Source organism: Curtobacterium oceanosedimentum, assembly GCF_020297365.1.
Taxonomy (GTDB): Bacteria; Actinomycetota; Actinomycetes; order Actinomycetales; family Microbacteriaceae; genus Curtobacterium.
Window position 1 is genome coordinate 65,288 of the sequence record NZ_JAIXIG010000009.1, and the last position, 19,603, is coordinate 84,890.

The following is a 19,603-nucleotide window of genomic DNA, read 5'->3' on the forward strand; positions in this document are numbered from 1 at the left end:
CGGCGAGGCGGGATCTGTACGCGACCCGAGAACGGACGGGAGGCCCGGTGCCAGCTGGCACCGAGCCTCCCGTCCGTGGCGTGTCAGGTCCTAGGACTCGATCTCACCCTGGGGCGCGTCCGGAGCGGACTCGACGGCGGCTGCGCCGGCGAGGACCCCTTCGCGACCCGGCTGACGGCCGGTCTCGAAGCGGAACGCACCGTCGACGAAGTCGACCTTCACGTGGTCGCCCGCGTTGAGCTCACCCTGCAGGATGTGCTCGGACAGCTGGTCCTCGACCTCGTGCTGCATGGCGCGGCGCAGGGGGCGAGCACCCAGAGACGGGTCGAACCCGACCTTGATGAGCTGCTCCTTGGCGGCGAGCGTGAGCTCGACGGTCATGTCGCGGTCGAGCAGGCGGTCGGCCAGACGCTTCACGAACAGGTCCACGATCTGCAGCAGCTCGGGCTGCGACAGCTGCGGGAACACGATCGTGTCGTCGACGCGGTTCAGGAACTCGGGCTTGAAGTGCTTCTTCAGCTCCTCGTTCACCTTGCCGCGCATGCGGTCGTAGCCGACGGCCGAGTCGCCCTCGACCTGGAAGCCCACCGGACCACCGGCGATGCCCTGCGAACCGAGGTTCGTGGTCATGATGATGACGGTGTTCTTGAAGTCGACCACGCGGCCCTGACCGTCGGTGAGACGGCCTTCCTCGAGCACCTGCAGCAGCGAGTTGAAGATGTCCGGGTGGGCCTTCTCGATCTCGTCGAACAGCACCACGGAGAACGGCTTGCGGCGCACCTTCTCGGTGAGCTGCCCGCCCTCCTCGAACCCGACGAACCCGGGAGGGGCACCGAACAGGCGGGACACGGTGTGCTTCTCACCGAACTCCGACATGTCGAGGGAGATCAGCGCGCCTTCGTCGTCGAACAGGAACTCGGCGAGCGCCTTGGCGAGCTCGGTCTTCCCGACGCCCGTGGGGCCGGCGAAGATGAACGAGCCGGAGGGACGGTTCGGGTCCTTCAGACCGGCACGGGTGCGGCGGATGGTCTTGGACAGGGCCGAGATGGCCTCTTCCTGACCGATGACGCGCTCGTGCAGGGCCTTCTCCATGAAGACGAGACGCGAGGTCTCCTCCTCGGTGAGCTTGAACACGGGGATGCCCGTGGCCTGCGCCAGGACCTCGGCGATGATGCCCTCGTCGACGGTGCCGGACGCGGCGACGTCACCCGCACGCCACTGCTTCTCGAGGCGGAGCCGCTCGCCGAGGAGCTTCTTCTCCTCGTCGCGCAGGCTCGCGGCCTTCTCGAAGTCCTGCTCCTCGATGGCGGCTTCCTTCGACCCGCGGACCGTCGAGATCTTCTCGTCGAACTCGCGGAGCTCCGGAGGCGCCGACAGGATCGACAGCCGCAGGCGAGCGCCGGCCTCGTCGATCAGGTCGATGGCCTTGTCCGGCAGGAAGCGGTCCTGCACGTAGCGGTCCGCCAGGTTCGCCGCGGCGACGATCGCGCCGTCGGTGATGGACACCTTGTGGAACGCCTCGTACTTGTCGCGCAGACCCTTGAGGATGTTGATCGCGTGCGGCAGCGACGGCTCGTTGACCTGCACCGGCTGGAAGCGACGCTCGAGTGCGGCGTCCTTCTCGAAGTGCTTGCGGTACTCGTCGAGCGTGGTGGCACCGATGGTCTGGAGCTCACCGCGGGCCAGGAGCGGCTTGAGGATCGACGCGGCATCGATCGCCCCCTCGGCGGCACCGGCACCCACGAGGGTGTGGATCTCGTCGATGAAGACGATGATGTCGCCGCGGGTGCGGATCTCCTTCGTGACCTTCTTGAGGCGCTCCTCGAAGTCACCGCGGTAGCGGGACCCGGCGATGAGCGAGCCGAGGTCGAGCGAGTAGAGCTGCTTGTCCTTGAGCGTCTCGGGCACGTCGCCCTTGACGATCGCCTGGGCGAGGCCCTCGACGACGGCGGTCTTGCCGACGCCGGGCTCACCGATCAGGACGGGGTTGTTCTTGGAGCGGCGGGAGAGGATCTGCATGACCCGCTCCATCTCCTTCTCGCGGCCGATCACCGGGTCGAGCTTGGCGTCGCGCGCGGCCTGGGTGAGGTTCCGACCGAACTGGTCGAGGACCTGCGAACCCTGCTGGGCGTTCTGCTGCTGCTCGCCACCGACGGCGACGGCTTCCTTGCCCTGGTAGCCGGACAGGAGCTGGATGACCTGCTGGCGGACCCGGTTGAGGTCGGCGCCGAGCTTCACGAGCACCTGGGCTGCGACACCCTCGCCCTCGCGGATCAGGCCGAGCAGGATGTGCTCGGTGCCGATGTAGTTGTGGCCGAGCTGCAGCGCCTCGCGCAGGGACAGCTCGAGCACCTTCTTGGCGCGCGGCGTGAACGGGATGTGCCCGGTCGGCTGCTGCTGGCCCTGCCCGATGATGTCCTGGACCTGCTCGCGGACGGCGTCGAGCGAGATGCCCAGCGACTCCAGCGCCTTGGCGGCGACGCCCTCGCCCTCGTGGATGAGGCCGAGGAGGATGTGCTCGGTGCCGATGTAGTTGTGGTTGAGCATCTTCGCTTCTTCTTGAGCGAGGACGACAACACGACGGGCCCGGTCGGTGAATCTCTCGAACATGTGCTCTCCCTTGGCCCCTTCGTCCGGAGCCGACAGCTGCACCGGAATCGTGTGAGTCCGGTCACGTCCTTCGAGAGTAACCAGCGCTCCCTCCGGAGGCCGCCCCTGTTCGCCCTGGGCGTGACCACGGTGCGCGTTGTGCGCGGTGGGCGAACGGCAGGACGGTCGGGAGGCCCGTGGCGGCGTCCGCCACGGGCCTCCCGTCCCGCCTGCGCTCCCGACTCAGGCGCGTCGCGCCGCCCGACGCAGGGCACGCCGGAAACGGCGCGGATCGACGCCCAGGGCGTCGAGGACGTCGTGCGCGGAGCCCATGAACGGATCGTCGACGCCGTCGAGCACGGCCAGCACGACGTGGACGGGGCGGACGCGCTCGAGCGGACCGGCGATCGTCGCGGCCCGGGCGAGGACCCGTGCCGCCGCGGGTGTGCAGGCGACACGGTCGTGCTCGCCGGGACACGGTCGGTGGGCGCCGACGAAGGCCCGGATGCCGGCGCGGACGCCGTCGGGGGTGACGCCGTGCGCATCGAGCACGGGACGGAAGCGGGGCATGCCCGCGCACAGGGTCACCGCGGCGAGCAGCAGGTGCTCGGCGTCGACGAACCCGAAGCCGGACTCGTGGGACTCGAGGTCGGCCAGCAGCACGATCTCGCGGCCGTGCCGGACGGAGGGGAGGGCGACGGAGAGGTGAGCGGTCTGCATGTATGCAGAATATCTCATGCCTTTTGAACGAACAGCCTGCATCGGAGGTCCGCTCGGTACGATCCGGGCATGGAGCAGCCCGTCGTCGGCCTCGTCGTCCACCCCACGAAGAACGTGCAGGAGTCCATCACGACCCTGCAGCGCTGGAACGCGTCCGGCCAGGGCGCCCTCATCGCCAGACGAGCTGATGCACAGCGCATCGGCGGAGGCGTGGACGTCGTCGACGACGACGACTTCACCGACCGGGTCGACCTCGTCGTCGCACTCGGCGGCGACGGCACGATGCTCGGCGCGATGCGGCTCGTGGCGCGGCGGCCGGTGCCCGTGCTCGGTGTGAACTACGGCAACGTCGGGTTCCTGGTCGAGATCGAGCCACCCGAGCTCGAGATCGCCCTCGACCGGTTGTCCGCCGGCGAGTACCAGCTCGAGCCGCACCACGCGCTCGAGGCCCGGCTGTCCTGGGGTGGGGCGCGGACGGACTACCTGGCCTTCAACGACCTGACGATCGTGCGGCGACCCGGTGCCGGGCAGGTCTCGGCCGACCTGAGCGTCGGCGGGCTCGGCTACGGGTACTACCGTGCCGACGCCATCGTGGCCGCGACGCCCGCCGGGTCGACCGCGTACAACTACGCCGCCGGCGGTCCGGTGCTCTCCCCCGCGCTCTCCGGGTCCGTGGTGACCCCGGTCGCGCCGATGGCCGGTATCGACCGGTCCGTCGTGCTCGCCGCACGTGAGCGCTACCGCTTCGACATCGCCGAGGGCACCAGGAGCGCCGCGCTCGAGGTCGACGGGCTCGTGGTCGGTGAGGTCGCCACCGGCGCACAGATCGACATGCGCCTGCGGAAGGACGCCGGCAGTGTCGTCCGGCTCGACGCCGAGCGACACGGGCGGACGGGCCGGGTCAAGCTGAGCCTGCTCGACCTGCCGGTCCGTCCGGACCAGCTCATCGAACTCATCCCGAACGACCTGCGACAGAAGCTGCGACCGGAGCTCGACGACTGAGCGGGAGCAGGTCACGGGTCGAGCCGGCGGCACAGATGCGAATGGCCCGCCCGAGCAGTGCTCGAGCGGGCCGTCCCATCACCCCACCGGATCGCCTTCCCACAGGACGACCCGGTTTCCCCTCGCCGGCACGGGAACCGCACCGGCGGAAGTGCGCTGACCTCAGTCGGTCAGGTAGAGCTGCATGTCCTGCGAGACCGCCTTGGCGAACAGGCGCAGCTTGGCACGCGACTCGACACGGCTGACCGCCTGACGGGTCGTGTGCACGATCTTCGAGATCTCGTCGAGCGTCATCGGCTTGTCGTCGTCCAGGCCGTAGCGCATGCGGATCACGTTGGCCTCGTCGCTCGGCAGCTCGGCGACGATGGAGCGGATGTCGCGGTGCAGGAGCGTCGTCTCGGTGAGCTCGTTCGGGCTCGCGGCGTCCTCGTCCTCGATGAAGTCACCGAGCTCGCTGTCGTCGGAGTCGCCGACGACGGTGTGGATCGAGACCGGCTCGTGCGAACGGCCCTTGAGGTCGACGAGCTCGTCGACGCTCATGCTCAGCTCGGCGGCCACTTCCTCGGGCATCGGCGCGCGGCCGAGGTCGACGGTCAGGTCACGCTCGGTGCGCGAGATCTTGTTGATGAGCTCGACGGTGTGCACCGGGATGCGGATCGTGCGCGCCTTGTCGGCGAGACCGCGCGAGATCGCCTGGCGGATCCACCAGGTGGCGTAGGTCGAGAACTTGTAGCCCTGCGTGAAGTCGAACTTCTCGACCGCACGGACCAGACCGAGGTTGCCCTCCTGGATGACGTCCATGAAGGGCAGGCCGCGCTGCGAGTAGCGCTTGGCGATACTGACGACCAGACGGAGGTTCGAGGTGATCATCCGCTCCTTGGCACGCTCGCCGTCGCGGACGAGCCAGCGGAGTTCACGCTGCAGGGTCTTCGCCAGGCCCTTCTCGGTGGCCAGCTTCTCCTCGGCGAAGAGACCGACCTCGATGCGGCGGGCGATCTGCGCTTCTTCCTCGGCGGTGAGGAGCGAGAGGCGACCGATGTGACGCAGGTAGTCGCCGACCTGGTCGACGGATGCACCGCGGACGCCGGCGAGCTGCTCGTCCGCCTCGACCTCGGTGTCGAGCGAGGTGGTCGCGGCCTCGGCGGTCGCGGTCTTCGATGCCGCAGCCTTCTTGGTGGCGGTGCGGCGGGTGGTGCTGGGGGCAGCCGTTGCGATCGTCATGGTGTCTCTCCCTGCGTTCGGCGGTGATGGCTTTCGGGGTGGTGCGCCCTGTGGGGGGCGTTGACGAGTAAAGCGGTCCGGGGGTGTACCCCACAAACCGTCCGGATCGATTCCCAGCCTTCTCCGTGCTTCACGCCTAGAACCGTCCCCCATGGGGGACAGCACGCACCCCCGCATGCCCCCCGGGATCACGCCCGACCGGCCCTGGATCGCCGTTTTTCCGGGGTTACGACGGTGTTGCCGCCGTGTTTCGGGTGCTGTACCCCGGCGTACCGCGTCATCCGGACATGCAGAAGGGGTACGTCGGACCAGATCGGTGGGATCCGGCCGTCGTACCCCGAACGGCGACTGGGTGGGGGTCACCAGGAGGGTTCGAGCCACCCGTCCCGACGCTTGGAGACCTCGAGGTCGGCGTCGCGGTCGAACTCGTCGTACTCGCTCTCGATGTCACCGACGAGGCTGCGGCCGGTGAAGGGATGTGAGGTTGCCATGCGGACGATGGTCATCCCGGGGCGCGACGGCGAGGTGAACGTCGTGTGACGGCTCGTCGGCGCGCAGGCGTCGAGGTCGTCGTTCGGACGTCGGAGTCGTCGTCCAGACGTCGAGGTCCGCGTTCAGACGTCGAGGTCCGGGGTCAGCCGTCGAGGTCGTCGTCGTCGCCGGTCGGCCAGGGCCGGTCGTCGGTCGGGACCACACCGGGCACCGGGTGCCCGAAGGCGTCCTCGTCGTCGACGTCGACGTCGGGCTCGAGGCCCGGTGCGTCGACGTCGGGCTCGAGGCCGGGTGCATCAACGTCGCCGACGCGGTCCGGCGGGGTGGCGGCCATGTGCGCCAGCCTCACACCGCCGGGTGAACGGAGGGTGACGTGCCGCGCTACTCGGCGGAGGTCGGTGCGGGCGCCGGGAACCCGTGCTCACGCTCGAAGCGGGCGCGCTCCTCGGCCTCGACCTTGGCGTACGCCGCTCGCTCGGTCCGGTCGGCGCGCATGATCGCGCGCATCACGAACCAGAAGATGAGGCCGACGACGATGGTCGGCGTCAGGGCGAAGACGATCCCGCTCACGACTCCTTCAGGCACCCGGCCATCCTACCCGGGTGGAGCGTCGCCTACTTGACGAGCGGGAACAGGATCGTCTCGCGGATCCCGAGGCCGGTGATGGCCATGAGCAACCGGTCGATCCCCATGCCCATGCCGCCCGACGGGGGCATCGCGTGCTCGAGGGCCCGCAGGAACTCCTCGTCGACGCGCATCGCCTCGGGGTCACCGCCGGCCGCGAGCTTCGCCTGCTCGACGAAGCGCTCGCGCTGCACCACCGGGTCGACGAGCTCCGAGTACGCCGTCGCCAGCTCGAAGCCGCGGATGTAGAGGTCCCACTTCTCGACGATGCCCGGACGGGTGCGGTGCTGCCGGGTGAGCGGCGAGGTGTCGACCGGGAAGTTCATGACGAAGGTCGGACGGTCGAGCGAGTCGATGACGAAGTGCTCCCAGAGCTCCTCGACGTACTTGCCGTGGGTCGCGTGGGCGACCTCGACGCCCTCGGCCTCGGCGAGCGCCTGCAGCTCGGACAGCGGGGTCTCCGGGGTGATCTCGCGCCCGGCGGCCTCGGACAGGGAGCCGTACATGTCGATGCGCGGCCACTCGCCACCCAGGTCGTAGGTGGTGCCGTCGGGCAGGGTGACCTCGAGCGCTCCACCGGTGACCGCGCGGGTGGCGTTCTGCACGAGCTCCTGCGTCAGGTCGGCCATCTGCTCGTAGTTGCCGTACGCCTGGTAGGCCTCGACCATCGCGAACTCGGGCGAGTGCGACGAGTCGGCGCCCTCGTTGCGGAAGTTCCGGTTGATCTCGAACACCCGGTCGATGCCGCCGACGACGGCGCGCTTCAGGAACAGCTCGGGCGCGATGCGCAGGAACAACTCGGTGTCGAAGGCGTTCGAGTGCGTCACGAACGGACGGGCCGAGGCGCCGCCGTGCTGGGTCTGCAGCATCGGCGTCTCGACCTCGAGGTACTCGTGCGACGTGAAGGTCTGCCGGAGCGAGGCCATCACGGCGGCACGGGCGCGGACCGTCGCACGGGCCTCGTCGCGCACGATGAGGTCGAGGTACCGCTGGCGGACCCGGGTCTCCTCGTTCAGCTCGTTGTGCAGGTTCGGCAGGGGCAGGATCGCCTTCGCCGCCATGGCCCAGTCGTCGACCATGATGCTCAGCTCGCCACGACGCGAGGAGATCACCCGGCCGTGCACGAAGACGTGGTCGCCGAGGTCGACGAACTCCTTCCACCGGGCCAGCGACTCGTCGCCCACCTCGGCCAGCGACACCATCGCCTGGATGCGTGAGCCGTCACCCGACTGCAGGGACGCGAAGCAGAGCTTGCCGGTGTTGCGCGAGAACACGACACGACCCGCGATCCCGACGACGTCCTGCGTCTCCTCGCCGGTCTCCAGGTGCTCGTACTGCGATCGCACGGCCGGGATCGTCGTGGTGATCGGCAGCTCGGCCGGGTACGCGTCGACACCCGACTCCAGGAGCTTCGCGCGCTTGTCGAGCCGGACCTGTCGCTGCTCGCTGGTCTCCTGCTCGGCCAGGGTGGCGTCGGCGATCGCGGTGTCGGGGGTGACGGTCTCGTCGGTCATGCGGGTGCGGCTCCGATGGTCGTGGGGGTCGGGGGAAATGCTACCCGCGCCCGACACCCGCACCCGAACGGCGGCCCCGGACCTACAGCGTCGACTGCCCGTCGGCCGCCGTCAGCGCGTTGTCGACGGCCGAGCGCACGAGCGCACCGAGGACCCGGCCGGGGTGCTCCACCCCGATCCCGGAGAGCGTGCCCGCCGACTGGTCGACGATCGCTGTCGAGAAGCTCACCGCTGCCCGCACGGCGTCGGCGTAGGCGGGTCGATCACCCTCGGCGACGACGAACGGCTCGGCCCCCATCTCGACCACGAGCGCCTGGGCGATCGGCAGCACGGGCGCCGGAGCGGTCACCGCGCAGTAGGCGTCACGGAGTCGGGACAGGTCGACGCTCGTGCCGGTGAACGCCATGGCCGGGTGGATCGCCAGCGGGATCGCACCGGCAGCCATCGCGGGGGCGAGGATGCCGACGCCGTGGTCCGGACTGGTGTGCACGACGAGCTGCCCGGGCTGCCAGATGCCGGCGTCGGCCAGGCCCTGCACCAGGGACGCGAGCTGGTCGTCCGGCACGGCGAGCAGCACGAGTTCGCTCCGCTCGACCAGGTCCGGCGTCGCGAGGACGGGTGCTCCGGGCAGCATCGCCTCGGCTCGGTCGCGACCCTCGTCCGACACCGCGGTGACGCCGACGACGGCGTGTTCCGCGTTGGCGAGCGCTGCGCCGAGGACCGGACCCACCCGCCCGGCGCCGACGACGCCGACCCCGAGTCGTCCCGCCCTCACCGCGCGGCTCCCGTGGGCGGGACGTCGTCCCACCCCGGACCGGGAGGCACGGCGCCGGTCGCGCGGTCCTCGCCCCGCCCGGCAGGGGCACCGGACCCGGGCACGGGCTCATCCGCAGCCTGCGTCGCGACCGCGGGGCGGGCCTCCCGTTCGCGCCAGCGGTGGGTCGTGTCGACGGCAGCCGCCTCGACCGCGCGGTGCGCCGTCTCGGCCCACAGCCGCTGTGCGTCCCGCGCGTCGAGCGCGCCCACGCGCGCGGAGACCGGCCCCGCGACGGTGTGCACGTGCACGGCCGCGAGCCGCAGGGCGCGCTCGAACGGCCCCTGCTCCACCTTGACGCTCTGCACCCGGGGCAGCGGCACGATGACCAGCGACCGCCACACGGCCCCGAGCCGGAGCAGCACCGCGCCCTGCACGAACCGGTACCCGTTGCGCCGGAAGGCGAACGGCCGCAGCCAGGCGGCACGGCGGGGCGAGTGCACGAAGCCGCCGCGGTCGCCCGAGGTGGTGAGGCTGTCGTCGACGACGTTGACGGCCTCGGCCGAGCCCTCGCGCAGGGCCTCCTGCGATGCCTCCGGACCGGCGACGACGGTGCCGACCAGGCCGGGCAGGATGATGTCGAGGACCTCGCGGACGTCGGCGGCGGTGCCGACCGGCAGGATGATCGACGACACCTGCTGGTTGCTCGACGCGGCACCGGTGGCGCTCGTCGCGCGGTTGATGCGGATGTCCCACCAGCCGAACGGCCGCCACAGCAGGGGCTGCGCGACGCTGACGGCGTGGATGCGCCCCGGCGGCAGCGTCTCGTTCGACGTCGAGACCAGGCCGTAGCCGATCCGGATACCGTCGCGGGTCTCGGCGATCGTGTACCGCAGCGAGCGCGAGAACTTGCGGATGTAGTAGCCACCGGCGCCGATCACGGCGGGGAAGAGCCCGAACAGGAACCCGTACTCGCCGGTGAGCGCGACGCTGACGATCATCGCCGCGACGACCAGCAGGATGAACAGCGTCGTGCCGGACAGCAGCATCGAGGCGATGAGTCGACCGGGGCGCACCTTGACGATCCGGGTGGCGTGCACGGCCGCCGGGTCGAGCTCGGGCGAGAACATCTCGTCGACGCGGTCCTGCAGCGCACCGTTCGAGCGGCGTGCCGGGCCGTCGTGGGCGTCGTCGTCCTTCGCGCCGGACGCCAGCACCAGGATCCGCTGCCGCAGGTCGTCGGCGGCCCGGGCCCCGAGGTAGGCGAGCTGGACGTTCGCGTCGTTGCCGGCCTGCGCGATCTCGAGCTTGGCGGTGCCGAACACGCGGGGCACGAGCGGCCGCTGGATGTTGATGCCCTGGATGCGGTCGAGCCGGGCCTTGCGGTGGTTCCGGAACAGCACGCCGGATCGCACCTCGACGATCTCGCCGGTGACCCGGAACTCGTGCATCCGCCACGACAGGTAGAACAGCCCGATCAGCACGACGAGGAACACCGCGATGCCGAGCAGGACCCAGCCGACCGCCCCGTGCTCGTACACGTACCGGACGGGGTCGCCGTCCTCCTGCTGCTCGCCCGGGATGAAGAACTCGACGAGCTGGTCACGCAGGCTGTTCAGCACGTAGCCGAGGATGACGATGAGGAAGATCCCGCCCTTGAGCAGCGGGGTGAGCGGGTGCAGGCGGTGCCACTCGCCGTCGGTCAGGGGCGCTGCTGCGGCCGCGTCGCCCCGGGTGGGCGGTGCGGGCGGCGGGGTACCGGGTCGGAAGGTCACGGACGACCCCTACAGCCCGGCGCGACGGGACTCGGCGAGTTCGACGAGTCGATCGCGCAGCTCGTCGGCGTCGGCGGCGGGCACGCCGGGGATGCGCACGTTGGTGGCTGCCGCCGCGGTCACGAACTTCAGCTCGCTCATCCCCAGCGCGCGGTCCAGGGGGCCGCGGGCGACGTCGACCAGCTGCATCCGCCCGTAGGGGACGGCCGTGAACCGCTGCCACATCAGCCCGCGCCGCACGACCAGGTCGTCGTCGCGCAACGCGTACCCGATGGCGCGGACCCGGCGCGGGGTCAGCGCGGCCGTCACGGCGGTGACGACGGCGACGACGACCCCGACGGCGATCCAGATCGTGCCGGCGGGGGAACCGAAGCCGTCGTTCGCGACGCCGATGAGCACGCACCCGGCGGTGATCACGACCCCGATGAGGAGCGTGGTGACGAGCTCGGTCCAGACGAGCTTGGCGGACACCCGGTGCCAGTGGATCCCACCGAGGCCGAGGCCCGGCTCGTCGAGTCGTTCACGCGGCATCGCGGGCCTCCTGGGTGTGCGGTCAGTGGACCGTGGTCGTGCCGCCCCGCGGGTCGTCGCGGTCGTCGTCGTCACCCGGGGGTGCGATGCACATGCGCTCCGCCACGAGTGCGCAGACCGTCAGGACGATCCCACCCGCGACGGCGATGACGTTCGGCAGGGTCGAGCCTAGCGAAGGCGTCACCGACCGGGTCAGCAGGTACGCGACGAGGCCGAGGGCGAACCCGCCGAACAGGGTGCCGCAGATGCTCGACGCCTTGGCGAGCACCACGACCCGGGTGGCGTACAGGGGGTCGACGGGCCGCTGTCGTCCTGCGCCCTCGCGGGCGTGCCGGCGGACCGGGCGGGCCATGAGCACGACGGCGACACCGATGAACGCCAGCGTCACGCCGAGCGGGACGGACAGGATCAGCGTGGGTGCCGGGCGCGACGCCAGGACGGCGTCGAGCGCGAAGCCCGCCACCGCCGTCACGACGGCGATGCTGATGAGCGTGGAGGCGCGGGTGGGCTTCATGCGGTCGTCGTGCTCCCCGCCGGACGGGAGGCCCGGCTCGGCTCGTCGAACAGGCGCGGCTCGTCGACGCGCTCGGTGTCGTCCCCGACTGCGGTCAGCAGGTCGGCCACCGGTCCGGCGCCGGGCAGCACGGCCGCGGGGTCGGCGTCGAGCCACGGCGCGAGCACGAACGCGCGCTCCGCTGCCCGGGGGTGCGGGACGGTCAGGGTGTCCGTGTCGATCCGTTCGGCGTCGACGGCGACGACGTCGAGGTCGAGGGTGCGGTCGCCCCACCGGACCTGGCGCGTCCGGCCGTGGTCGTCCTCGATGCCGTGCAGCGCGTCGAGGAACGCCTGCGGTTCCAGCTCGGTGTCCACGATGACGACGGCGTTCCGGTAGCGGGGCTTCGACGCGTCGGGCCCGTCGAGCGTCACGGCGACGGACTCGACCTCGCGGCTCGAGGCCACCGGCTCGACACCGGGCAGCGCGGCGATCGCGGCCGCGGCGGCGCGCAGGGTGCTCCCCCGGTCGCCGAGGTTCGCGCCGAGTGCGACGACGACCCGGCGGGTCACGCGGCGTCCCCGTCCGGCACCGCGTCGGCACGGCTGCGGCGGATCGTGATCGACACGTCGGTGAACGGCACGGTGATCGGCGCCTGCGGCTTGTGCACCGTGACCTCGGTCGCCAGGGCCGCACCGTGGGTCAGCACGACGGCGGCGATGCGCTCGGCGAGCGTCTCGATCAGGTCGACGGGGTCCCGCTCGATCTCGGCGACGACCTGCTCGGCGAGCACGCCGTAGTGCACGGTGGCGTCGAGGTCGTCGGAGCCCGAGGCCGCGCGGGCATCGAGCTCCACGGCGACGTCGACGACGAAGTCCTGGCCGTCGGTGCGCTCGTGGTCGAACACACCGTGGTGTCCACGAGCTCGGACCCCAGTCAGGCGGATGGTGTCGTTCACGATCGAGCTGCCCTCCAGGCGTCCCAGACGTCGAGCACGGCACGGGTCGGTGCCGGGTCGTGCACGCGCACGCCCCACGCGCCGCGCTCGGCGGCGAGCAGGCTGATGGCGGCGGTGGCGAGGTCGCGCTCCTTCGGCGGGGCACCCTCGGGGCTGCCGACGCCGTCGAGGAAGCGCTTGCGCGAGGCGGCGACGAGCACCGGCAGACCGATCGAGGCGAAGCGCTCGTAGCCGGCCAGGATCTCCCAGTTCTGCACACCGTGCTTGGCGAATCCGAGGCCCGGATCGATCACGACCTGCTCCTGCCGGACGCCGAGCACGATGAGCTCGGCGACCCGGAGTTCGACCTCGCGCCGGACCTCCTCGACCGCGTGGGTGTACTCGGCGTTGCGGTACATCCGGTCGCTGTGGCCGCGCCAGTGCATGACGACGAACCCGACCCCGGTGGACGCCACGACCCGGGCCATGTCCGGGTCGGCGAGGCCGCCGGAGACGTCGTTGACGATCGCGGCGCCGAGCTCGACGGCGCGCTCCGCGGTGGCGGCGTTCATGGTGTCGACGCTGACCGGGATCCCCTCGGCGACGAGCTGCTGCACGACGGGCAGCACCCGCTCCTGCTCGACGGGGACCGGGACGCGCTCGGACCCGGGGCGGGTCGACTCGCCACCGACGTCGATGAGGTCGGCACCGGCGGCCACCAGGTCCCTCGCGTGCTGCACGGCGGCGTCGTAGGCCTGGTGCAGCCCCCCGTCGCTGAACGAGTCGGGGGTGACGTTGAGGATGCCGAGCACGCGGGTGCGGTCGTCGGCCGGACCACCGCGGTCCCGACGACGGCCGGTCACGACCTCCGGCACCGGCTGGGGTGCACGGAGGTCGATCGCGACCGTCGGCGGTTCGGCGGCGACGGCTCGGGCGCGACGCACCTCGGCGAGTCGGCGCTCTCGTCGCGTCGGCTGGTCCGTCATGCCGGCCTACGCGGGGGCGATACCGGGGTTGCCGAACGGACGACGGCGGGGCTTCGAGGCCGACTCGGAGTCCGACGTCTCCGCCGCCGTCGAGGCAGCCTGTCCGGGAACACCGATGGCGGGCAGGTTGCTCACCGGGCGCTTGTCGCTGGAGAGCCACTGCGGGCGCTCCGGCAGCTTGCGGACGTCCTTGAAGATCTCGACGAGCTCCGGGGCGTCGAGCGTCTCCTTCTCGAGCAGCTCACCGGCCAGGCGGTCGAGGATGTCGCGGTTGTCGTTGAGCACCTGGTAGGCCTCGTCGTGCGCCTGCTCGAGCAACGCACGGGTCTCGGCGTCGACGGTCTCGGCGATGTTCTCCGAGTAGTCCCGGCCGGTCCCACCGCTCATGTCGCGACCGACGAACGGCTCGCTCGACCCGGAGCCGAGCTTGACGGACCCGACGGCACGGCTCATGCCGTACTCGGTGACCATCTTGCGCGCGGTGCCCGTGGCCTTCTCGATGTCGTTCGAGGCACCGGTGGTCGGGTCGTGGAACACGATCTCCTCGGCGACGCGACCACCCATGGCGTAGGTCAGCTGGTCGAGCAGCTCGTTGCGGGTGACCGAGTACTTGTCCTCGAGGGGCAGGACCATCGTGTAGCCGAGGGCACGGCCGCGCGGCAGGATCGTGATCTTCGTCACCGGGTCGGTGTGCCGCATCGCCGCCGCCGCCAGGGCGTGGCCGCCCTCGTGGTACGCGGTGATCAGGCGCTCCTGGTCGGACATCACGCGGGTCCGGCGCTGCGGGCCCGCCATGACGCGGTCGACGGCCTCGTCGAGGGCGCGGTTGTCGATGAGCTGCGCGTTCGACCGCGCGGTCAGCAGCGCGGCCTCGTTCAGGACGTTCGCCAGGTCGGCGCCGGTGAAGCCCGGCGTCTTGCGGGCGAGCAGCTCGAGGTCGACGCTCGCGGCGAGCGGCTTGCCCTTCGCGTGCACCTCGAGGATCTGCTTGCGGCCGGCCAGGCTCGGGGCGTCGACGCCGATCTGGCGGTCGAAGCGGCCCGGGCGCAGCAGCGCGGGGTCGAGCACGTCGGGGCGGTTCGTCGCCGCGATGAGGATGACGTTCGTCTTGCCGTCGAAGCCGTCCATCTCGACGAGCAGCTGGTTCAGCGTCTGCTCACGCTCGTCGTTGCCGCCGCCGATGCCGGCACCACGGTGACGACCGACCGCGTCGATCTCGTCGATGAACACGATGGCCGGCGAGTTCGCCTTGGCCTGCTCGAACAGGTCGCGGACGCGGCTCGCACCGACACCGACGAACATCTCGACGAAGTCCGAACCGGAGATCGAGTAGAACGGCACGCCTGCCTCGCCGGCGACGGCGCGGGCGAGCAGGGTCTTGCCGGTGCCGGGAGGGCCGTACAGCAGCACGCCCTTCGGGATCTTCGCGCCGACGGCCTGGAACTTCGCCGGCTCCTTGAGGAACTCCTTGATCTCGTGGAGTTCCTCGATCGCCTCGTCGGAGCCCGCGACGTCGGCGAACGACACCTGCGGGTTCTCCTTGTTGTTGATCTTCGCCTTCGACTTGCCGAACTGCATGACCTTCGAGCCGCCGCCCTGGGCGCTCGACAGCAGGAACCAGAACAGGGCACCGATGATCAGGAACGGCAGCAGGATGCCGAGCAGCGACAGGAACCAGTTGCCCTGCGACACGTGATCGTTGTAGCCCTTCGGCAGGTCGGCGCTGTTGACGGCGTTGATGACCTCTTCGCCACGCGGTGTGGAGTAGTAGAACTGCTCCTGCTTGCCGCCGTCCTTCAGGGTGAGGTCGACGCGCTGCTCGGTGGAGTTCACCACCACGGACGACACCTTGCCGTCGGACAGCAGCTCGAGGCCCTTCTGGGTGTCGATCTCTTGCGTGTTCGCCTGCGCGAGGAAGCTCCAGCCGATGAGGATGCCGGCCAGCGCGATCAACACGTAGAGGTACGGGCCGCGGAAGATGCGCTTCAAGTTCATGTGATCCGGGCGCGATCGCCCGACACCTTTCTCTGCCGAAGTTGCGTGCTGATCAGCATACGGCCGCGATTCTGTGGCGAGAATGGGTGTCCTCTGCGGGCGAACTCACCGCCGGACACGAGTCCGCCGAGCGCAGCCTGCGCCGGCGGACGCGCTGGTCGGGGCCCGTCAGGAGTAGACGTGCGGGGCGAGGACGCCCACGCCGCGCAGGTTGCGGTAGCGCTCGTCGTAGTCCAGGCCGTACCCCACCACGAAGGCGTCCGGGATGTCGAAGCCGACGTACTTCACGTCGACCTCGACCTTGGCGGCCTCGGGCTTGCGGAGCAGGGCGACGATCTCGACGCTCGCGGCACCGCGGGACTGCAGGTTCTGCTTGAGCCACGACAGCGTCAGGCCGGAGTCGATGATGTCCTCGACGATGAGGACGTCGCGCCCGTGCAGGTCGGTGTCGAGGTCCTTCAGGATGCGCACCACGCCGGACGACTTCGTGCCGGAGCCGTAGGACGACACGGCCATCCAGTCCATCCGCGCCTGCATCTTCAGGTGTCGCGAGAAGTCCGCCATCACCATGACGGCGCCCTTCAGGACGCCGACGAGCAGCGGGTCGCGCCCCGCGTAGTCGGCGTCGACGACCGCCGCGAGCTCGGCGAGCTTCTCGTCGATCTGCTCGGGGGTGAAGAGGACTTCGGACAGGTCTGCCTGGACGTCGGAGAGTTCCACCGGTCCAGCCTAACCGGCGCTGAACGACAGGCGGTCACCGGATCGCGATGCCCGGACCCCCGGCAGGTCGATCGGCCCCTGCCCCCGCCAGTCGGTGACGAGTCGGCAGACCTCGAGCGTCTGCACACGCGTCAGCGTCACCCCGAACTCGCTCGCGACGGCCAGCCGGACGAGCCGCTGGCGGAGCGCCGGCGGGTTCGCCCCGAGCGCCCGCACTGACAGCGAGATGCCCGCCTCGGAGTGCTCGGCGATGTCCTCGGCGAGCTCCTCGGCGAAGTGGTCGAGTGCCGCGGAGTCCTCGCGCAGCTGGTCGGCGGTGCGGGCCAGGGCCTCCTGGACCCCGGGACCGAGCTCCCGTTCGAGCACGGGCACCAGGGTGTTCCGCACCCGCACCCGCGCGTACGCCGGGTCGTCGTTCTGCGGGTCGTGCCACGGCGCGAGGCCCGCCGCCGCGCACGCCTGCCGGGTCGTGTGCCGACGCACGGCGAGCAGCGGCCGGCCGTAGGCCGGACCGTCGTCACGCCGCGCGAGCGGGAGCATGCCGGACAGGCTGTCCGGGCCGCTGCCGCGCAGCAGGCCGAGCAGCACCGTCTCGGCCTGGTCGTCGAGCGTGTGCCCGAACAGCACCAGGGGCGACCCGGTGGCGGCCGCGACCTCGGCGATCGCCGCGTGCCGGGCCTCCCGGGCGGCGCCCTCCGGACCGCCGTCGGAGCCGACCGTGACCCGGCGGACCGTCACCGGGTCGAGTCCCAGCTCGGACGCCTGCCGGGAGGCGCGGCTCGCGACCGCCTCGGAGCCCGCCTGGAGCGCGTGGTCGACGACCACCGCTCCGGCGCGCAGTCCCTGCTTGCCGGCCTCGAACGCGGTGGCCGCGGCGAGCGCGAGCGAGTCGGCCCCGCCACTCAGGGCCACCAGCACCAGGTCGCCGTCCGCGACGAGCCGCTGGTCGCGGGCGTCGGCGAGCAGGTCGCGCACCGCACGGCGGGTGTCGGCGACCGCGGGATCCAGCCGGGGGCGCGGAGAGTTCACCCGGTAACGTTAGCCGCGCTCTCGGGACCACCGACAGCCCCACGACACACCCACCGACACACCAGGAGTGCAGACATGGCCGCGTACGACGTCGTCGTCGAGATCCCCAAGGGCAGCCGCAACAAGTACGAGGTGGACCACGAGACCGGTCGCGTGTACCTCGACCGCGTGCTGTTCACGTCGTTCGTCTACCCCACCGACTACGGCTTCTTCGAGAAGACCCTGGCCGACGACGGCGACCCCGTGGACGCCCTGCTGCTGCTCGAGTTCCCGACGTTCCCCGGCGTCGGCGTCAAGGTCCGCCCGGTCGGCGTCTTCAAGATGAGCGACGAGGCCGGCAACGACGAGAAGGTCCTCGTCGTCCCCGCCAAGGACCCGCGCTGGGCGCACATCCAGGACATCTCGGACGTGCCGGAGCAGACCAAGGCCGAGATCGCGCACTTCTTCGAGCGCTACAAGGACCTCGAGCCGAACAAGTGGGTCAAGGCCGAGGGCTGGGGCGACGCCGCCGAGGCCGAGCGCATCGTGCAGGCCGGCCAGGCCGCGTACGTGCCCGGCTCGCACTGACGCTTCGTCCGTTCGTTCGTCCGTCCGTCCGTCCGGACAGTGGATCGCGCCCCCGTGCGGTCGTTGCACCCCGACTCCTCGGGGCGCGATGACCGCGCGGGGGCGCGTTCTCGTTCGTGGGTGTGACGTCTACAGGGCGCCGGTCGGGCGGGCGACGTAGGGCAGGAGCTGGCTCGGGGTCCAGACGGCACGCTCGACCACGCCGACACCCGGACGCGCTGCCTCGACCATCATCCCGTTGCCGGTGTAGATCGAGTCGTGGTAACCGCCTGATGCGGTTCCGTTCGACGAGTAGAACAGGATGTCGCCGGGCTGGCGCTGCGAGAGCGGGACGAGGCGGCCGATCGAGCTGAAGTGGTTGTACTGCCAGACCACGTTGTGCCCACCGGTCGAGACGCCCTGCGAGTCGTAGGCCATCATCACCAGGCCGGAGCAGTCCCACGTGTTCGGGCCGGCGCCGCCGAGGACGTACGGCTTGCCGAGCTGTCCGCGGGCGTAGGAGATCGCGCCGGCGGCCTTCGAGGGGCTGCTCGGCACGGCGGGCTTCGGGGCCGGAGCGGGGGCAGGGGCCGGCTTGGGCGTGCTGGGCTTCGGGGTGCTCGGCTTCGGCGTGCTGGGCTGCGGGGCGCTGGGCCGCGGCGCGCTCGGCTGCGACGGGGCGGCCGGAGTGTCGGGTCGTGACGGGGTGGCCGGTGCGTCGTCGGAGCCGCCGCGGTCCCCACCGCCGCTGCTGCTGCCTCCGTTGCCGGTGCCGCCGGTGCCGCTGCCGGTTCCCGCACCGCCGGTGCCGGCACCGTCGCTGCTGCCCGCGCCGCCGCCGCTGCCCCCGCTGCCGCCGCCGGTCGTGCTCGGGCCCGACTGTCGGGCCAGGGCGGCCTCGGCAGCCTTCGCCTGCTGGGCGTTCCAGTACGCCGTCTCGGTCGCGACGCTCGTGCCCTTGAGGTAGGCGAGCTGGCGGAGGACCTCGTCCTGCTGCTCCTGCTCCTCCTGCACCCTGGCCTGCGCATCGGCGGAGACGTCGTTCGCGGTGGCGAAGGCGGTCTTGGTCGCCTCGGTGGCGTCGTCGAGGGCCCGCTCGGCCGCGGACTGCTGGGCGGCCAGGGACTCGACCGTCTTCTGGTCGGCACGGGCCTCGGCGAGGATCCTGGCCGACCGCTCGGACAGGTGCGACATCGTGCCGACCCGGTAGAGCAGGTCACCGGAGTCCGACGAGTCCACGAGCATCGACGTGGACAGGTCGCCGCCGCCCGTACGCGACAGCTCGACGACCAGGCCGGCCACCTGCCCGGCGGAGTCATCCGCGCGCCCCTCGGCCCGCTCCGACTGCGCGGTCAGGTCGGCGAGGGTGTCCTTCGCCTCCTGCTGCTGCGAGGCGGCCAGCGCGTACGCCTGCCCGGCCTGCTGCTCCGCGATGCCCGCCTGGTCCGCGGCGTCCTGCAGCGCTCCGAGTCGGTCGCTCAGCTCGTCGACGGTCTGCTGGGCGTCGGCGGCGTCGGACTTCGCAGCCTTGACGTCGTCCCACGACGGGGTCGACGGAGCCGCCTGGGCCGGGCCGGCGATGACGACGGACAGGCCGAAGCCGAGCACGGCGATGGTGGCGATCCCGCAGGAGAGCGAGCGTGTGGACGTGGTCATGACGTGGATCGGTGCCTCT

At 71.2% G+C, this 19,603-nt stretch carries 20 protein-coding genes; 2 read left to right on the forward strand and 18 right to left on the reverse strand.

The window, feature by feature from the left end; translation table 11 throughout:
* Positions 1-90 precede the first annotated feature (90 nt).
* Complete coding sequence (locus LEL83_RS05895) at positions 91-2,610, reverse strand: ATP-dependent Clp protease ATP-binding subunit (protein WP_225558113.1); 2,520 nt, start codon at positions 2,608-2,610, stop codon at positions 91-93.
* 222 nt (positions 2,611-2,832) lie between these two features.
* Complete coding sequence (locus tag LEL83_RS05900) at positions 2,833-3,309, reverse strand: Clp protease N-terminal domain-containing protein (protein ID WP_225558114.1); 477 nt, start codon at positions 3,307-3,309, stop codon at positions 2,833-2,835.
* Between the two features lie 69 nt (positions 3,310-3,378).
* Between LEL83_RS05900 and LEL83_RS05905 the strand changes: the two genes are divergently transcribed.
* Entirely contained in the window at positions 3,379-4,311 is a 933-nt protein-coding gene (locus LEL83_RS05905) for an NAD(+)/NADH kinase (RefSeq protein ID WP_198657329.1), read from the forward strand.
* Positions 4,312-4,473: 162 nt separating this feature from the next.
* On the opposite strand, the gene LEL83_RS05910 is transcribed toward LEL83_RS05905, so the two are convergent.
* The 15 genes from LEL83_RS05910 to tilS form a co-directional block, all read right to left on the reverse strand.
* A complete protein-coding gene (locus tag LEL83_RS05910; RefSeq protein ID WP_225558115.1) occupies positions 4,474-5,532 on the reverse strand; it encodes a sigma-70 family RNA polymerase sigma factor in 1,059 nt (352 codons plus the stop codon).
* Positions 5,533-5,891: 359 nt separating this feature from the next.
* Positions 5,892-6,023 (reverse strand): hypothetical protein, encoded by a 132-nt coding sequence (locus tag LEL83_RS15875; protein WP_263867246.1) that lies wholly within the window; start codon positions 6,021-6,023, stop codon positions 5,892-5,894.
* Between the two features lie 143 nt (positions 6,024-6,166).
* The gene (locus LEL83_RS05915; protein WP_225558116.1) at positions 6,167-6,358 is read right to left on the reverse strand and encodes a hypothetical protein; all 192 of its coding nucleotides are present in this window, start codon (positions 6,356-6,358) and stop codon (positions 6,167-6,169) included.
* 47 nt (positions 6,359-6,405) lie between these two features.
* Positions 6,406-6,609, reverse strand: coding sequence for a hypothetical protein (locus tag LEL83_RS05920; protein ID WP_198657326.1), 204 nt, complete (start codon positions 6,607-6,609; stop codon positions 6,406-6,408).
* Between the two features lie 29 nt (positions 6,610-6,638).
* The gene (lysS, locus tag LEL83_RS05925; RefSeq protein WP_225558117.1) at positions 6,639-8,162 is read right to left on the reverse strand and encodes a lysine--tRNA ligase; all 1,524 of its coding nucleotides are present in this window, start codon (positions 8,160-8,162) and stop codon (positions 6,639-6,641) included.
* Between the two features lie 82 nt (positions 8,163-8,244).
* A complete protein-coding gene (locus LEL83_RS05930; protein WP_181441644.1) occupies positions 8,245-8,937 on the reverse strand; it encodes a Rossmann-like and DUF2520 domain-containing protein in 693 nt (230 codons plus the stop codon).
* Positions 8,934-10,691 (reverse strand): PH domain-containing protein, encoded by a 1,758-nt coding sequence (locus tag LEL83_RS05935; protein WP_225558118.1) that lies wholly within the window; start codon positions 10,689-10,691, stop codon positions 8,934-8,936. Before LEL83_RS05935 ends, LEL83_RS05930 begins: the two co-directional genes overlap by 4 nt.
* 9 nt (positions 10,692-10,700) lie before the next feature.
* Positions 10,701-11,222 carry a PH domain-containing protein gene (locus LEL83_RS05940; RefSeq protein ID WP_198657322.1) on the reverse strand — a complete coding sequence of 174 codons (522 nt, stop codon included), beginning with the start codon at positions 11,220-11,222 and terminating at the stop codon, positions 10,701-10,703.
* A 22-nt stretch (positions 11,223-11,244) separates the two neighbouring features.
* Entirely contained in the window at positions 11,245-11,736 is a 492-nt protein-coding gene (locus LEL83_RS05945) for a DUF3180 domain-containing protein (protein WP_225558119.1), read from the reverse strand.
* Entirely contained in the window at positions 11,733-12,287 is a 555-nt protein-coding gene (gene folK / locus LEL83_RS05950; protein WP_225558120.1) for a 2-amino-4-hydroxy-6-hydroxymethyldihydropteridine diphosphokinase, read from the reverse strand. Before folK ends, LEL83_RS05945 begins: the two co-directional genes overlap by 4 nt.
* The gene (gene folB, locus LEL83_RS05955) at positions 12,284-12,673 is read right to left on the reverse strand and encodes a dihydroneopterin aldolase (protein ID WP_225558121.1); all 390 of its coding nucleotides are present in this window, start codon (positions 12,671-12,673) and stop codon (positions 12,284-12,286) included. The genes folK and folB overlap by 4 nt, the downstream gene beginning before the upstream one ends.
* A complete protein-coding gene (gene folP, locus LEL83_RS05960) occupies positions 12,670-13,638 on the reverse strand; it encodes a dihydropteroate synthase (RefSeq protein WP_198657318.1) in 969 nt (322 codons plus the stop codon). Before folP ends, folB begins: the two co-directional genes overlap by 4 nt.
* Positions 13,639-13,644: 6 nt before the next feature.
* On the reverse strand, positions 13,645-15,633 hold the full coding sequence (gene ftsH, locus LEL83_RS05965) for an ATP-dependent zinc metalloprotease FtsH (protein WP_225558122.1): 1,989 nt from the start codon (positions 15,631-15,633) through the stop codon (positions 13,645-13,647).
* Between the two features lie 168 nt (positions 15,634-15,801).
* Positions 15,802-16,353, reverse strand: coding sequence for a hypoxanthine phosphoribosyltransferase (gene hpt, locus LEL83_RS05970; RefSeq protein WP_017887686.1), 552 nt, complete (start codon positions 16,351-16,353; stop codon positions 15,802-15,804).
* 9 nt (positions 16,354-16,362) lie between these two features.
* Positions 16,363-17,382: a tRNA lysidine(34) synthetase TilS gene (gene tilS / locus LEL83_RS05975; RefSeq protein WP_225558123.1), complete on the reverse strand. Its 1,020-nt coding sequence runs from the start codon at positions 17,380-17,382 to the stop codon at positions 16,363-16,365.
* A 75-nt stretch (positions 17,383-17,457) separates the two neighbouring features.
* Here tilS and LEL83_RS05980 point away from each other — a divergent pair, with 75 nt between their 5' ends.
* Positions 17,458-17,949: an inorganic diphosphatase gene (locus LEL83_RS05980; protein ID WP_027467055.1), complete on the forward strand. Its 492-nt coding sequence runs from the start codon at positions 17,458-17,460 to the stop codon at positions 17,947-17,949.
* 129 nt (positions 17,950-18,078) lie between these two features.
* On the opposite strand, the gene LEL83_RS05985 is transcribed toward LEL83_RS05980, so the two are convergent.
* Complete coding sequence (locus tag LEL83_RS05985; protein ID WP_225558124.1) at positions 18,079-19,584, reverse strand: C40 family peptidase; 1,506 nt, start codon at positions 19,582-19,584, stop codon at positions 18,079-18,081.
* Positions 19,585-19,603: the final 19 nt, after the last annotated feature.